The organism is Leptospira jelokensis (assembly GCF_004769635.1).
In the GTDB taxonomy this organism is placed as follows: domain Bacteria; phylum Spirochaetota; class Leptospiria; order Leptospirales; family Leptospiraceae; genus Leptospira_A; species Leptospira_A jelokensis.
This window is the reverse complement of the sequence record NZ_RQGH01000028.1, coordinates 198011-213131: the sequence shown is the minus strand read 5'-3', so window position 1 is coordinate 213131 and position 15121 is coordinate 198011. Positions and strand designations below refer to the sequence as shown.

At 39.9% G+C, this 15121-nt stretch carries 12 protein-coding genes; 1 reads left to right on the top strand and 11 read right to left on the bottom strand.

All coding sequences use genetic code 11. The features are described from left to right. Position 1: 1 nt before the first annotated feature. Positions 2-400: a hypothetical protein gene (locus EHQ62_RS14960; RefSeq protein WP_244241799.1), complete on the bottom strand. Its 399-nt coding sequence runs from the start codon at positions 398-400 to the stop codon at positions 2-4. Between the two features lie 98 nt (positions 401-498). Then, positions 499-1803, bottom strand: coding sequence for an ATP-dependent 6-phosphofructokinase (locus EHQ62_RS14955; RefSeq protein WP_135644248.1), 1305 nt, complete (start codon positions 1801-1803; stop codon positions 499-501). Between the two features lie 84 nt (positions 1804-1887). Here EHQ62_RS14955 and EHQ62_RS14950 point away from each other — a divergent pair, with 84 nt between their 5' ends. Then, a complete protein-coding gene (locus EHQ62_RS14950; protein WP_135644245.1) occupies positions 1888-2709 on the top strand; it encodes a hypothetical protein in 822 nt (273 codons plus the stop codon). Positions 2710-3303: 594 nt separating this feature from the next. On the opposite strand, the gene EHQ62_RS14945 is transcribed toward EHQ62_RS14950, so the two are convergent. The 9 genes from EHQ62_RS14945 to EHQ62_RS14905 form a co-directional block, all read right to left on the bottom strand. Next, positions 3304-3744 (bottom strand): hypothetical protein, encoded by a 441-nt coding sequence (locus EHQ62_RS14945; protein WP_135644243.1) that lies wholly within the window; start codon positions 3742-3744, stop codon positions 3304-3306. A 310-nt stretch (positions 3745-4054) separates the two neighbouring features. After that, positions 4055-4594 carry a hypothetical protein gene (locus EHQ62_RS14940; RefSeq protein WP_135644242.1) on the bottom strand — a complete coding sequence of 180 codons (540 nt, stop codon included), beginning with the start codon at positions 4592-4594 and terminating at the stop codon, positions 4055-4057. Between the two features lie 149 nt (positions 4595-4743). Continuing rightward, the gene (locus EHQ62_RS14935) at positions 4744-5487 is read right to left on the bottom strand and encodes a methylenetetrahydrofolate reductase (protein ID WP_135644240.1); all 744 of its coding nucleotides are present in this window, start codon (positions 5485-5487) and stop codon (positions 4744-4746) included. Positions 5488-5673: 186 nt separating this feature from the next. Beyond that, the gene (locus EHQ62_RS14930) at positions 5674-5967 is read right to left on the bottom strand and encodes a hypothetical protein (RefSeq protein WP_135644238.1); all 294 of its coding nucleotides are present in this window, start codon (positions 5965-5967) and stop codon (positions 5674-5676) included. A 66-nt stretch (positions 5968-6033) separates the two neighbouring features. Then, entirely contained in the window at positions 6034-9750 is a 3717-nt protein-coding gene (metH, locus tag EHQ62_RS14925; protein WP_135644236.1) for a methionine synthase, read from the bottom strand. Positions 9751-9829: 79 nt separating this feature from the next. Beyond that, positions 9830-10129 carry a ferredoxin family protein gene (locus EHQ62_RS14920; RefSeq protein WP_002975800.1) on the bottom strand — a complete coding sequence of 100 codons (300 nt, stop codon included), beginning with the start codon at positions 10127-10129 and terminating at the stop codon, positions 9830-9832. A gap of 48 nt (positions 10130-10177) precedes the next feature. Continuing rightward, positions 10178-11497 carry an adenosylhomocysteinase gene (gene ahcY, locus EHQ62_RS14915; protein WP_135620288.1) on the bottom strand — a complete coding sequence of 440 codons (1320 nt, stop codon included), beginning with the start codon at positions 11495-11497 and terminating at the stop codon, positions 10178-10180. A 10-nt stretch (positions 11498-11507) separates the two neighbouring features. Continuing rightward, complete coding sequence (locus tag EHQ62_RS14910) at positions 11508-12470, bottom strand: ArsR/SmtB family transcription factor (protein WP_135644234.1); 963 nt, start codon at positions 12468-12470, stop codon at positions 11508-11510. Between the two features lie 97 nt (positions 12471-12567). Continuing rightward, entirely contained in the window at positions 12568-15108 is a 2541-nt protein-coding gene (locus tag EHQ62_RS14905) for a methyl-accepting chemotaxis protein (protein ID WP_135644232.1), read from the bottom strand. Positions 15109-15121 lie beyond the last annotated feature (13 nt).

Below are 15121 nucleotides of genomic sequence, written 5' to 3'. Positions count from 1 at the left end.
TTTAAATGAGTAGTTTGATGGTATTTTGTTGGATTTGGAATTGATTCGGAATGGATTCCGATAGATGCAGATTTTTTTGCCACTCTAACCTTAGAACTGGCAAATCTAATTGCGATAGGACGTAGAGTTTCTGAAATGAGACTCGGACCAATTTGGAAAATTCAATTTGAAAGGAAACACCTTCTGAATTTGAAATCTCTTCACATTGGCATGTTGGATCTCCCTTCGCCCCTTCACTGGATGTCCCTCCTTCGTTGGAAGGCGCATGGCATGGCATCGCAATGTCTTGTAAGTTGTCAGAACCAAACGATCCATTCATGAAACCGATCTTGGGACAAGGGAAAAAACCCGCGGTACAAACCAAAACAAAGGCAAAGGTTGTGAGGAGAACTGCACTCACAATTCGTCTTTCCTTCCCTAGTTTTGATTCCCTGGTATTCACGATACCATTTAGACAAAACCGAGAATCCATAGGAAGGAAAAAATTTTGCAGAAATCCTATTTTGCTTTCATCGAATTTGGTTGGCCCGTGGAAGCAAGCAGTGCTCTCCACAAAGTACTCCGTTCTGGCCTAAGGACTTTTCGTTCGGCAATGGCAAGTGATATTGGCATCACAGTAAACACATTGTTCCAAATTCCAACCACACATCCGGTACGACCGGCAAACGCGGCGTGCACCGCATTCTGGGCAAGGAACCCACAAAAAACAGAATCTTCTGCATTAGCAGGAACAGATCGGATGATGTAACTTGGATCTATGTATTTGAGATTTAAAGCAGCTCCTTCTTTCTGAAAGTATTCGGTGATTTTATCTTTCATAAATACTCCGATGTCCGCCAACTTCTTGTTACCCGATCGGTCTTTTTCACCCTTGTCTTCGAAATACTTTTGCCCAGCCCCTTCCGCCACAATCACAACAGCATGCCCTCTCCGTTTCACACGATCGAGTAAAACGGGAAGAAAAGCACCTTCCCCTTCTAAATCAAAATCAAGCTCTGGGATGAGGACAAAATTTACATTTTTAGAAGCCAATGCAGAATTCACGGCAATGAAACCTGAGTGGCGTCCCATCAGTTTCACAAGACCAATCCCATTCGGTGCACCTTTTGCTTCTTCGTGGGCACAATTAACAGCTTCTACTGCCTTACTAAACGCAGTTGAGAACCCAAAAGTTTTTTGGACATAATTGATATCATTGTCGATGGTTTTCGGAATGCCAACAATCGCGATGTCTTCTTTTCGTTTTTTGATCTCGGCTTGGATGGCTTCGGCACCACGTAAGGTCCCATCCCCTCCAATGCAAAACAACATCTTCACTCCATACAAAAACAAAGTATCCACCATATCTTCGATCTTTTGATTGCCCCTCGAAGACCCAAGGATGGATCCACCAAAATTCATGATGTGAGCAACCTTATCAGGAGTGAGTTCGACAGGCCTATGCCCAAATTTTTTCACAAGCCCTTCATACCCAAATGGGAAGCCTAAAATCCTTGGAACTTTGTAACGATAATGTAATTCCATCACGAGTGCTCGGATCACATCGTTGATGCCAGGGCAAAGCCCACCGCAAGTAACAATGCCCGCGGTCACTTCTTCCGGTCGGTAGTAGATTTTTTCTTTTGGACCCGCTTGTTCAAAGAAGACAGGGCTTGAATCAATGGTTTTTTTGGCGTCATCTGGACCCGAAAAGATGGTTTGGAAAAGGACAACGGAATTGTCTTCTGTCCAGTAGTCATACCCTGCTGGGTTTGGGATGGTGCAAGGTCCAAATTGTTCAACTTTGGTATCGTTTTGATTCATCGGTCTCACTTATAACAAAAAAAGGAAGAGAAGAAAGCAAATTTCATTGCCAAACAAAGGAAAATCAGACAGAAATGCTTTTAGATGCTAAAAAAGATCACTCTTATCTCGATTCTCGTATCCTTAACGAGCCTGACCCTTTTAGCGCAAGGTCTACCTTTTTTCTCGAGTTATTCTTTTACCGATCCAAGGGCTTCCCTCTTCCAAGTAGGCGGGTCACATAACGGAAATTTGGCGATACTAATCCCATTTCGATTCCCAAAAGAATTGGAAATTGGTTCCCATTCCATTTTTTCTAAATCCGACGATCCCATCGCAGGCATTCAGATTTTTTCGCCAGTGGTACCATTTTCTTCGGTCAATCCATACCGCAACCCGGAAGGGAATTTTGATGTCAGACCAGAGAGGTCAAACGCTGCAATCCTTTCCTACCAACCAAATGTAACGTATGTGTACTACCGCAATGGTTTCACATTTGATTTGGGTCTCAGCATGGGTATGTCACTGAACCAAGCATCGGGTGGGTATGTGGATGTGGCTGAATCAAAAGTGCGGATCAAATACCGACTCAATCGTAATTTATTTTCCTTTATCAAAAACTCTCGTTGGGAATTGTTTCTGCAACTCTCCGAATTACACCGGTTTGATGCATCCGAATATTCCAATCGTTTTAATTCCTCTATCCGTGCCCAAGAACCCTCGCGAACCAACTTCGTAGGAAGACAAGTTTACGTCACACCAGGGATCAGTATTTCGAATAGCAACCTTACCTTTGAAGGGATGGTGCGAGTTCCCATCAATGCGAGAGAAGCTGGTCGCACACTCGACGAACTATGGGCACCTGAGATCCAAGGAAACTTAGGACTCAAGTACTATATGCCTGTCACCCCTTCCCGCTCAAATTAAAATCAATTCCTGGGCGCCTCGCATTTGTTATTGGATCAGTAATTGATTTTAAAACGACCGCGCTATCCGCTCCAATCTTTCCTCTGGAAAGGATTTCCGCTTCTATCGCTGGCGCAAGAGGGATGGGATTGAAAGACAGCCAATCATTTACAAATGTTTAAGAGGGAATACAAAACAACTAAAATCAAGGCTAATCCTTGCATTGATTCCAACTTAGCATTGCATTGAATTGAAGACAATTTGTGGGATATGCACATTTCACTTATCGCCCGTTAGTTTTTCTTGTTTTAAGAGTTTTGTTAACTGTCGCTTTACTCCCTTCTCCCAACCCACTCTCCTTAAACCAGATATAGAAACTACCAATTATAAAATTAACTCTAGCTAGGCGAACATTACCACAAATACTTTTGGAAGAAAAGCACGTAAGAGAAAATACTCTCTTTTAAACATTACTTATTTCGGTTAGACACCTTTCAATAAGTTCTGTTTGTATTCTGCGTTCAGAATCATTCTTATGTGAAGCCAGCGTCTAACATAGCGAACGCTTTGGTAAAAATTTTTGTTTAGGCGAGGCATTTGATTAGAAAGTTATTTTTATTCCTTCAATCCGACACCACTGATTTGGAATTTCTCAAAACATGATTTCTTATTCGTCATGTTCTCTATTTTTATATCGAAGAAAACTGTAAACGAATCGTAATCTTCTTTAAATTGAGAGTAGTTCTCGGGAATTTTTAGAAAATAAGTTTTATTGACGGGTTTCCCAGGCAGCATCTGTATCTTTTCTATAACTCTTTGGATTGGTTTTCCAATAATAGGCTCACCGTCTGGCTGTCTATAAGGAACCTCAAATAATTTTAATATAACTGTAAATTCTTCGGAATCTGCTTTTGCTTTCCAATTTAGTTCGATCTTATTTCTTTTGAAACGACTACTGTAACTTGGTGAGCCGACAAAAATCGCAGGTTGTCTGACTATTTCATTTACATATTCATCTTTTTTTAGGCAAAATTTATTCTTTTCAAAATCTTGCATATACACTTCTTTCTCTGAAAATAAATTCCAAGTTGTCATTATTAAAAGAATCAATATTGGTCTCGCGATTCTCATCTTTTTGAGTCTTACAATTAAAAAATCAGTCTTCATAATGAACCACCGTTCTATCTCCAATACTATAAGTTTTAAATTTATACATTACACCTAGTCCAGTAAATAGAGTTTTCTTTTGTAGAACTCCATTGTGCCTGTCCAACCGTAAAAGAAATTTTTGCTTGTTGTTCACCTCCTGTAGCAATCGAATAATCAAAGTATAGTATTTTTACTTTTTGTGTAGCTCCACTTTGATTTATAAATCATTATTCCGACACCGATAGTCCTTGAATTCCATAGGACTGAAATAGTCATTCCCTAAGAATGAAAGTTTTTTATTTTTCGCATCGAACGAAAGATACCCCGTTATGAAATCATCACTAAATGAAAAGTCGCCTGGTATATAAAAGTGAACATGAAAAGTCGGTATTTGATAATCTTGGTCTGTTATGTCTAAAGTACTAAAATTTCGTTTTCTATTGAGTTTAGGCTCATGCAAAAATACCAATGTTTCACTGTATGGAAAATTACAAAGATCGATTGTTACTTCAACGTTTGAATTTGTTTCATTATCGCTTCGTAAATATTTAGCTACCCCCTTCCACTCTTTTCTCAACCCTAAATCATTTTTGACGAAATGTTTATGATATCTAATATCGTCATCTGTTATTTCTAACTTAGGTTCCTCAATTTGTTTGTGATCAGTTGTTACATTCGATAAAGCTGGATCAGTAGATGAATTTTCGTTACAATAACTACAAATTCCAACGAACAGTAAGACAAATAAATTCTTCATGTTATTCTCCTTGTCTCATTCTAGGATCCAAAGTGTTACAACAATTTCCTAATACACAAATTATGTTGGATTCCTTTCGTCCATTCACTGATGATTTGCTTGTATCCTCGATCTTATACCCGCAAGGGATTTTACGCTTGTGCGCAAACTCAAGTAAAAATGTGATGTAAATATTCTGCTAAATTGATTCGGATAGGCATCAAATAAGCATTCATACCGTTCTTCGAACAATATGAAATCACATCCTTTGCAAATTTCACGTTCCATTCCATACTCGGTTGAAAATCTTTTGTAAAATAAGCCCGATTCATAGATTCCCAATAACTTTGGGATTTCTCCGTGATCACAGGACTAATTCCAATATAAACTTCCAAACCATTCAGTTTTTCTGAAAAAATATCAACCAATCTCATATCAAAAAATGGCTGAGTCAAAAATCCATCGGCCCCTGCATCTTTCTTCAATTCGATATAATCAAACTCATTTTTGATACCAACTCGATATTGATCAATCGCAGCAAATACTCTAAGTTGGGGTATTTCTTTTTTTAGTTTCTTGATCATTTGTATGGATGTAGTTGGGTAAACTCGTTTTGACATATCCGTAGGTGGGTCACCTTTGATGACAACAACCGACGGGATCTGATGCGATTTTAGAGTATGAATCAGATTTTCGCAATTGTTTATATCAAAATCAATGGCTCGTATATGAGGGATCACATTAGAGAAAATTGGCCGAACAGAAGACGCCACTTCCCAACTTCGATTATCGAATCTTAGTAGATCTGGTATATTAATTTCTGTTATGTGATGAAAATTACTTTTAACAAAATTCACATCTTGCAAAACAGAATTTATATCTCTTGGAACGATTTCTAATAGAATTTGATTCATGGGCTGACCTTACATAATATGGTGAAACGCAGGTAAAAAACAATTGGATGAGATTAGAAATTTGCGCTGATATTAACACATAACTTCTTGCTAATCATTGGTATTTAATCCAATCGCTATCAATCCATGATTTTCCATATTGCCCGAATTAGTTCAATCCATAGGATCATTGTTACAAAGATTGCTCTAAGCCTTCTCTTGGAACCGTTTCCAGGACAAGTTAACATCCATTTTGGAAATATTTTCTTTTTTACGCGAAATACGAAACTCTTGTTTGTCCCAAAGAATCAATGTTTCTTCGGTCGGGCAACTCACCTCTCCGCAACTCACTTCTAGGACTTCCAACTCAACATCTTTTGGAATGTTTGTGTAAGTTTGTAACCATTCGGCAAGTTTTGGATGGAAGGAAAACCCTTCGTTGAGGTTCCCTGTTGCTACCGATTTCCAACCGTGGCTGTGTGACGATCCAGAAGTTTTCATTGAGATCTCCATTTCAGAACAAGGAACAAATCATTGCCACTCTGTAACAATGATTTGTTTGATTGCTTAACCTTTAGACTTACGTGAAGGGTCGTAGTTCAGAATTGGTGATAACCAACGTTCGACTTCCGATTTCTCCATCTCTTTTAATTTTGAGTAAGCATCCACTTGGTCTTCGTTGATTTTTCCAATGGCAAAATAACGAGCTTCGGGATGAGAGAAATAATACCCACTCACACTACTTGCAGGCCACATTGCACAGGACTCAGTGAGTTTGATGCCTGCATTTTTTTCGACATCGAGAAGTTTCCAAATCTTTCGTTTTTCAGTATGATCGGGACAAGCTGGATAACCTGGTGCAGGACGAATGCCACGGTACTTTTCGCGGATTAAGTCTTCGGTAGTTAGGTTTTCGTCTTTCCCAAACCCCCATTCTTCTCGCATTTTATGGTGCATGTATTCAGCAAATGCTTCCGCAAAACGATCTGCAAGTGCTTTTACCAAAATAGAATTGTAGTCATCATGTTTCACTTCATATGTTTTTGCTAACTCTTCAATCCCATGCCCAGCGGTGACTGCAAAAAAACCAATATAGTCATTTTTATTTTTCTCTTTCGGTGAAATAAAGTCCGCCAAACTATAATTTGGTTGGTTAGACATCTTTGTTGTTTGTTGGCGTAACATCGGATAAAATCCCAAGGATTCCGATTTACTTTCATCTGAGAAAATTTCAACCGTTTCACCGTGAGAAACTGCGGGGAACATTCCAACAACAGCTCTTGGTTTGAGGTTAGGATTTTCCAACATCTGGTTTAAAATCGTTTGCGCATCATTGTATAACGAAGTGGCTTCTTTTCCAATGACTGGATCTTTTAGGATTTGAGGGAAACGACCTTTAAGTTCCCAAGCCAAAAAGAATGGTGACCAATCGATAAATGGAATCAAATCCTTTAAAGTCACATCATCAAAAACCTTTACTCCCGTAAAACTCGGTTTTGGTGGTGTATACAAATCCCAATCTGTTGTAAATTTGTTTTGGATGGCATCGGTTATCGGAAGGATATTCCTTTCGTTCTCTCTTGAATAAAACTCCTCACGAATCCTTGCTTGTTCTTCTGAGATTGTTTTTGCGTATTCCTTTGTGGTTTGTGGGTTTAAAACACTATTCATCACATTCACAACACGGGAAGCATCCATCACGTGTAAAACAGGTTGAGAATATTGTTCGGCAATTTTAACAGCAGTGTGTGCAGGAGAAGTGGTAGCACCACCAATGAGGAGTGGAACTTTAAAGTCCAAACGTTCCATTTCTTTAGCCACATACACCATTTCGTCAAGGGATGGTGTGATAAGGCCAGAGAGTCCAATGGCCGCTACATTTTCTTTTTTGGCAGTTTCTAGGATTTTTTCACAAGGAACCATAACCCCAAGGTCGATCACCTCATAATTATTACATGCAAGGACTACACCCACAATATTTTTTCCAATGTCATGGACATCACCCTTTACGGTAGCAATAAGGAATTTAGCTTGTTTGCTATCATCTTTTTGATTCCGTTTTTCTTCTTCCATATAAGGCATAAGGTATGCGACAGCTTTTTTCATCACTCGCGCACTTTTCACAACCTGAGGTAAAAACATTTTACCTGCCCCAAAAAGTTCTCCTACCACCTTCATCCCATTCATAAGAGGGCCTTCGATGACATCCAGAGGTTTAGCTAAACTTTGGCGTGCTTCCTCTGTATCTTGTGTCACAAATTCATCGATCCCTTTCACAAGGGCATGAGTGAGTCGTTCTTCAACGGTTCCACTGCGCCATACATCATCCTTTTTTTGGACTTTTGCTTCTCCATGGAAATTGGCAGCAGCTTCAATCATTCGTTCGGTGGCATCTGGCCTTCGATTGAGTAAAACATCTTCCACTAACTCGAGTAAGTCTTTCGGGATTTGTTCATATACTTCGAGCATTCCTGCGTTCACAATTGCCATATCCATCCCGGCTTGGATGGCATGGTACAAAAAGGCAGAGTGCATCGCTTCCCGCACTGGGTTATTCCCACGGAAAGAAAAGGAAATATTACTAAGACCACCAGAAACTTTAGCACCAGGACAGATCCGTTTGATTTCGCGAGTTGCTTCGATAAAGTCGACAGCATAATTATTATGTTCTTCAATCCCTGTCGCAACGGTTAAGATGTTTGGATCAAAAATGATGTCAGTAGGATCAAAATCCAATTTGGATACAAGTAAGTCATAAGCACGTTTACAAATCCTGACTTTGTCATCCTTGGTCGCCGCCTGCCCTTGTTCGTCGAATGCCATCACAATGGCTGCAGCCCCAAACCTTTGGATGGTTCGTGCATGGTTTAAAAAAACATCTTCCCCTTCTTTCAGTGAGATAGAGTTGACGATGGGTTTTCCTTGGATACATTTAAGGCCCGCTAAGAGAACCGACCATTTGGAGGAATCTATCATAAACGGAACACGTGCGATGTCTGGTTCCCCAGCAATCAAATTCAAAAATTTGGTCATGGAGGCTTCTCCATCGAGAAGCGCCTCATCAAAGTTAATGTCTATGATATTCGCACCAGCTTGTACTTGTTGCAAAGCAACTTGTACTGCTTCTTCAAAGTTCCCATCCAAAATCAGTTTTTTGAACTTGGGAGAGCCTGTTACGTTATTCCTTTCCCCTACGTTGATAAAACCTTGGTCTTTGGTAAGCTTCAGTGGCTCAAGGCCAGCAAAGGCACTGAGTTTTGGTTGTTCTTTGAGCGAACGAGGTTTGATTGTTGCCACTGCTTCTTTTGCAGCACGGATATGAGCGGGAGTTGTTCCGCAACACCCTCCAACGATATTTAAAAAACCTGCTTCTGCAAAATTTTTCATCCATCCACCAAATTCTTCAGGGGTTTGGTCATACCCACCAAAGGCATTCGGCAGTCCCGCATTTGGGTAACAAGACACATAACAATCAGCCACACGAGAAATTTCTTCAATGTAAGGTCGCATTTCTCCAGCACCTAACGCGCAGTTAATTCCAACAGCAAGTGGTTTTGCATGTTTGATGGATATATAAAATGCTTCCCCTGTTTGGCCAGATAATGTCCTTCCAGAAGCATCCGTGATGGTTACAGATAACACAACTGGAATTCGAATGTTACGTTCTTCGAATACTTTTTCAATCGCATAAATGCATGCTTTTAAATTCAAAGTATCAATATTCGTTTCAGGAAGTAATAAATCCACACCACCATCAAGTAGTGCCGAAACTTGTTCATAAAAACAATCCACTAACTCGTCAAAGGTGACCGCACGGAATGCTGGATTATTCACATCTGGCGAAAGCGATGCGGTTTTGACAGTTGGTCCAATTGACCCTGCAATAAACACATCCGTTTTCCCTGTTTTTTCTTTAAATTTAGCAACAGCATTCTTTGCACATTGCACAGCAGCAAGGTTCAAATCCCGAACTGCAGATTCCATTTTGTAATCTGCTTGCGAGACGATATTGGAACTAAATGTATTGGTCTCGATAATATCGGCGCCCGCCTCCAAATATTCTAAGTGAACGGATTCAATGATGTCGGGTCTTGTGATGGCAAGTACGTCGTTATTGCCCTTGATAGACAAAGGCCAATCCTTAAAACGATCTCCGCGGAAATCATCTTCTTCCAAAGAATGCCTTTGGATCATTGTACCCATGGCACCATCTAAAACTAAGATTTTTTCCGTGAGCAATTTTAAAAGAGTTTTGGAAGAAGGATTGGTATATTCAAATTTCATAGTATTTCTGTGTATAATAATGATATGTAGATTAAAATAAAGGTGGGTGACTATTTACATAATACACCCACAAGGTAAATTATTTACTTGGGTCGGAACATTTTGCACCTTTAAGAGGTGGTTTTGTTGTTACGATTACCGGGTATTTATTTGCTTCTTTTGCGTTCACTTCAATGGATGGTTTGTGTTTTTCAGGGACATCATAGTCCGGGAAAATTGCATCAATCGGACATTCATATTGACAAGCATTACAATCAATACAAGTATCTGGATCGATGTACAATGTGTCCGGAGCTTCGTGAAAAGCTTCCACTGGACAAACTGCAGCACAACTTGTGTATTTACAATCAACGCAAATTTCAGTTACAACATACGCCATGAGAAACTCCTAATGCCCCCTTCAAGTATCTGAAAAGGGCAATCATTTTTAGTAGCGGTAGTGGTCCGGTTTGTAAGGACCTTCGAGTGGAACACTGATATAATCAGCTTGTTTTTGAGTGAGTTTTGTTAAACGAACTCCCAACTGCTCCAAATGAAGTGCAGCTACCTTTTCATCCAAGTGTTTTGGAAGGCGATACACACCCAACTCATATTTCGTAGTGTAAAGTTCAATTTGAGCCAAAACTTGGTTTGTGAAGGAACTAGACATGACAAATGATGGGTGACCAGTTGCACAACCTAAGTTCACAAGTCTTCCTTCCGCTAAAACGATAATGGATTTTCCATCAGGGAAAGTATACTTATCCACTTGAGGTTTGATTTCTTTTTTAGTAACACCTTTTTCAGAATTCAAACGTGACATTTGGATCTCAGTATCAAAGTGTCCAATGTTACAAAGGATCGCACCATCTTTCATCGCTTTCATGTGCTCAAGAGTAATGATATCATCATTTCCTGTTGCAGTCACAACGATGTCTGCGTTTTCAATCACGTCTTCCACACGAAGGACTTGGTATCCTTCCATCACAGCTTGGAGAGCACAAATAGGATCGATTTCAGTAACGATCACACGTGCTCCAAAGTTACGTAGGGATGCAGCAGAACCTTTTCCAACATCTCCGTATCCGCAAACAAGAGCTACTTTTCCTGCAAGCATCACGTCTGTTGCGCGTTTGATTCCGTCTGCAAGAGATTCACGGCAACCATATAGGTTATCAAATTTTGACTTTGTTACTGAGTCGTTTACATTGATCGCAGGGATTTTCAAAGTTCCTGCTTTTAATTTTTTATGAAGTGCAATCACACCTGTAGTTGTTTCTTCAGAAACACCTTTGATGTCTGCGAGAAGTTGTGGGTATTTTTCATGGATGAAGTGAGTAAGGTCATGACCATCATCTAAGATCATGTTTGGTCCTTTGCCACCATCAAAAAATAAAGTTTGTTCAATACACCACCAGTATTCTTCTTCTGTTTCACCTTTCCATGCAAATACAGGGATTCCTGCTTTTGCAATGGCTGCTGCAGCATGGTCTTGCGTTGAAAAAATGTTACAAGAGGACCAACGAATGTCAGCACCTAATGCAGCCAAGGTTTCAATAAGAACCGCTGTTTGGATGGTCATGTGAAGAGATCCACAAATTCTTGCACCTTTTAATGGTTTAGAAGTTCCGAATTCTTTACGAAGTGCCATAAGACCTGGCATTTCTTTTTCTGCCAAAATGATTTCTTCTCTTCCCCATTCTGCGAGAGAGATATCCTTCACTTTGTATGGCAATCGTTCCGATTTTGTTTCAGTTGCTGTGGACATTTTGTCCTCCTTATTCCTTTGTTGCTTTGATAGTTAAAATTTTAAAACTTGAGTCGGTTTGGATTTCTCCAATGGCTTCGACACGAAAGCCAGCATTGGATAACCAGGATTCAAATAATTCCGGTTCAAATCCAAGCCATAAATCTGCAAAATTATCTCGCATGTATTCTGCGTTATGTTTTCCTAAATCCACAATACAAAGTACACCACCCGGTTTTAAGACACGTGCGATCTCCTCGAGTACTGTTGGTGGATGAGAAATATGATGCATTACCATCGATGCAACGACCGCATCACAAGAGTTATTTGCCAATGGCAGATGTTCCATTGGAGTTTGGATTAGATCCACACTTGGATTATTTCCAAAAAGAATGGATGCATTTTCGATCATTCTGGAAGAATTATCCACTCCTGTTATGTGTTTTGCTTTGTTTAATAAAAATGGGATCAGACCACCTGGCCCACACCCTAAATCCAAAATGTTTTCACAAACTGGTAATTCTTGTAAGATCCATGAACGATAGAGTTTTGGGTGTAAGGTTTCTTCCTGTAATTTCTCCCAACTCTCAGCCACTCCATCAAAAAAGGATTTGGATTTTTTCTCACGTGCCTCAAGGATTTGGTGCACCATTTTTTGGTCTTTTTCCCTACTTGGGAGATCTTCTTTATAAGATAACAATAATTTGGTGAGTTCCATCGGGAATCTTAAACCAAGGGTTTCTTCGTCTGGCAAAAAACTATACACCAAACTTCCTTCACGTCTGGAACCAATAAGCCCTGCTTCCGTTAGGATTTTTAAGTGGCGGGAGATTCGAGACTGGCCCATCCCCAAAATTTCCACTACTTCATTCACAGAAAATGCCCCAAAACTTAAGATATGGAGGATACGAATCCTAGTTTCGTCCGAGATTGCTTTGGTCGCGGCAAGTAAAAAGGACGAGTTTCTGTTTGTGAGTAAGGTTTCCGCTGCCATATCCAAGATATCTACATATCAAGAAATCTTGATATGTAGATGGGAGCAAGCGAAATTTCGGTTGGGAGTGGAGATTCCCAACCATTTTGAAGGCTTTTTAAGAGATTTTAAAGAAATTGATCTTTCTTTTAAGGGTTTCCGCTAAGTTTGCGATCCCATTTGCGGTTGCCGTCATCTCTTCGAGGCCAGCAGCAGTCCCTTGGGTCAAGTCGTTGATGCTAAAAATCGCTTGGGCCACTTCCCCGATGGCATTTTTTTGTTCTTCCATGGAAAGGCGGATGGCCTGGCTAATTTGGTTCACCTTGTCTACCTCTTCCCCTACCTTCTGGTTGATGATGAGCTGTTCTTTCGTACTTTTTTCGATGGTGTCGGTCATCTCATCAAAAGAACTCACACCTTGGATGATCCTTTGGATGAGGGAAATTGTTGTTTCTATGGTTTCCCTTCCACTTTCAATCTCCTTTTCGTTGGCTTGGATGAGCTCCCCAATATCTCCGATGGAAATGGCAGTTTTTTCAGCGAGTTTCCCAATTTCATCGGCAACCACTGCAAACCCACGCCCGTACACTCCCGCCCGAGCTGCTTCAATTGCAGCGTTTAACGCGAGTAAGTTGATTTGTTCAGAGATATTATTGATGATCTCAATCACACTTCCAATTTCCTCTGAACTATTACTAATTTTTGAAATGGAGTTTCTCATGGAATCGAGTGAAGATTGGCCAAGTTTTGCTTCTTCTGAAATTTGATTCACATCTTGAGAAGCTTTCCCTACTTGTTTTCCTGTGGCTTCGATCAGTTTTGAAAGTTCTGCCATTTTTCCTTTTAGGAAATCAACTTTGCGAAATTGATCCTCGGCTTGTGCATCAACGTTTTGCACAGCAGCTGAGATCTCTTCAATCGATGCAGAAATTTCTTCAGCAGAAGCTGCTTGTGTTTGTGCATTCGAAGATAACATATTGAGTGATGCTGACATTTGTTCGGCGGAAGCTGCTAAATCTTCCGAAAATGCTTGGTTTGAACCAACTACTTCCACTATTTGTTTAAGAGTGGAATTAAGACCCCGTGAAAGTCGGGCAAATTCATCTGAGGATTCCAACTTCACTTTCGTGCGAAGGTCTCCCACTTCTACATTTTGTAATATTTTCCCAATCGATTTCATGGGACGAAATCTTGCAGCAAACAACATGTAAATGGCAAGGGCAATGACAACGGATCCCACTAAACTAATAATTGTTAATCCACGTAGAGAAGCTAAACTTTCCACCTCGATTTCTTTTAGATCAATCGTAGAAAAGAATTGGATTCCATATTTGGAACTCACTTTCCTTCTCAGTAAAAATGTTGAACCCTCCCAAGGATTTCGAAAGGAATCTGTTTCTCCCGCATTCATTGCTAGGCGTTCAAACTCAGATCCCTTAAAACTATTCATTAGGTATTTCGGATTGGGGTGATAAACCATTGTCGCTTCACGATCAAGTAAAAAGGAATAACCAGTAGACCCAATTTTTACATTTTTAAGAAAGGATTCCATTGCCTTTCCGACAAGGAATGGCATTCCCACAAGGCCAACTACCTTCCCATTTGCATTTTTAACAGGGGTTGTGATCATAATCACAATCTGACCACTGATAGGCGACTTGACGGCAATGCCCACATGAGGTTTGCCTTCTTTTGACGCTTTGATATTTTCCAATACTTCCGGATTACTTTCTAATGGATATCCAGCACTTACATTTCCAGGAAGTCCGGAAGCAACGATGGGTGTTCCTTCATCAAAAGAAGCAATGAAAGCATTTTCGAGTAATAATTGAGTATCATTATATGCTTTTTCCAAAGCAGGAATTGCAAGTTTGTAATTCCTTGTCTCTAATGCTTGTTTTACGGAAGGAAGTGATGCAACATCTTTTAAGTTATTCTCTACCGATTCAAAGTAAACATGGATCCCTGCTTCATTACTTTGGTTAAAATTATAAAGTTGGTTTGAAAACGCTTTTTCCAAAGCTTTTGCATTGACATTAAAGGAATAAATCAAAAGAAAAATTGATAAAACCATCACCATAAAGGAAAACATAATGGGCACTGTGTTTCTTAAATTCCGATAGTATGGTGTGATCCTTTCATCTAGTTCCGATTGAAAGATATCATCATCTAATACAATATGGGATGCCTTTTCTAAAAATACGAAAGAGATAATGACATTGAGTAACGCCGTAAGGATCAAACTGCAGATAATGTAAAATCCATCTGACTTACTGGTTTCTGGTAAGTATAAAACAGGAAGTAAAACAATGGGGATAGCAAGTGTCCATTGAGAAGCACCTACGATGGCACCAAGAACAGGCATTCTGGCAATGGTATCCCAAACCTTGGTATAGCTTTCTGGATTCTTTTCTCCTTGTGATTCGAGTTCAAGGATTCCTTCCTTGATCAGTTTTAATTTTTTTGGGAAAATAAAACTAGGAAGGAGCAAACTGATAAGAGCCGCAATGATGGTTCCACCGAGAAAGGTTTTGATCTGTGTGGGACTGAGATCCACATAAAACAAAATGAGAGAGATCCCAATGGGTACGACAACACCCAAGGAAAATACTTGGGATGCCAAAAAGAAGGCTCGCTGGTATTGTTTGTATAATTTCATGAAAACTTAGACC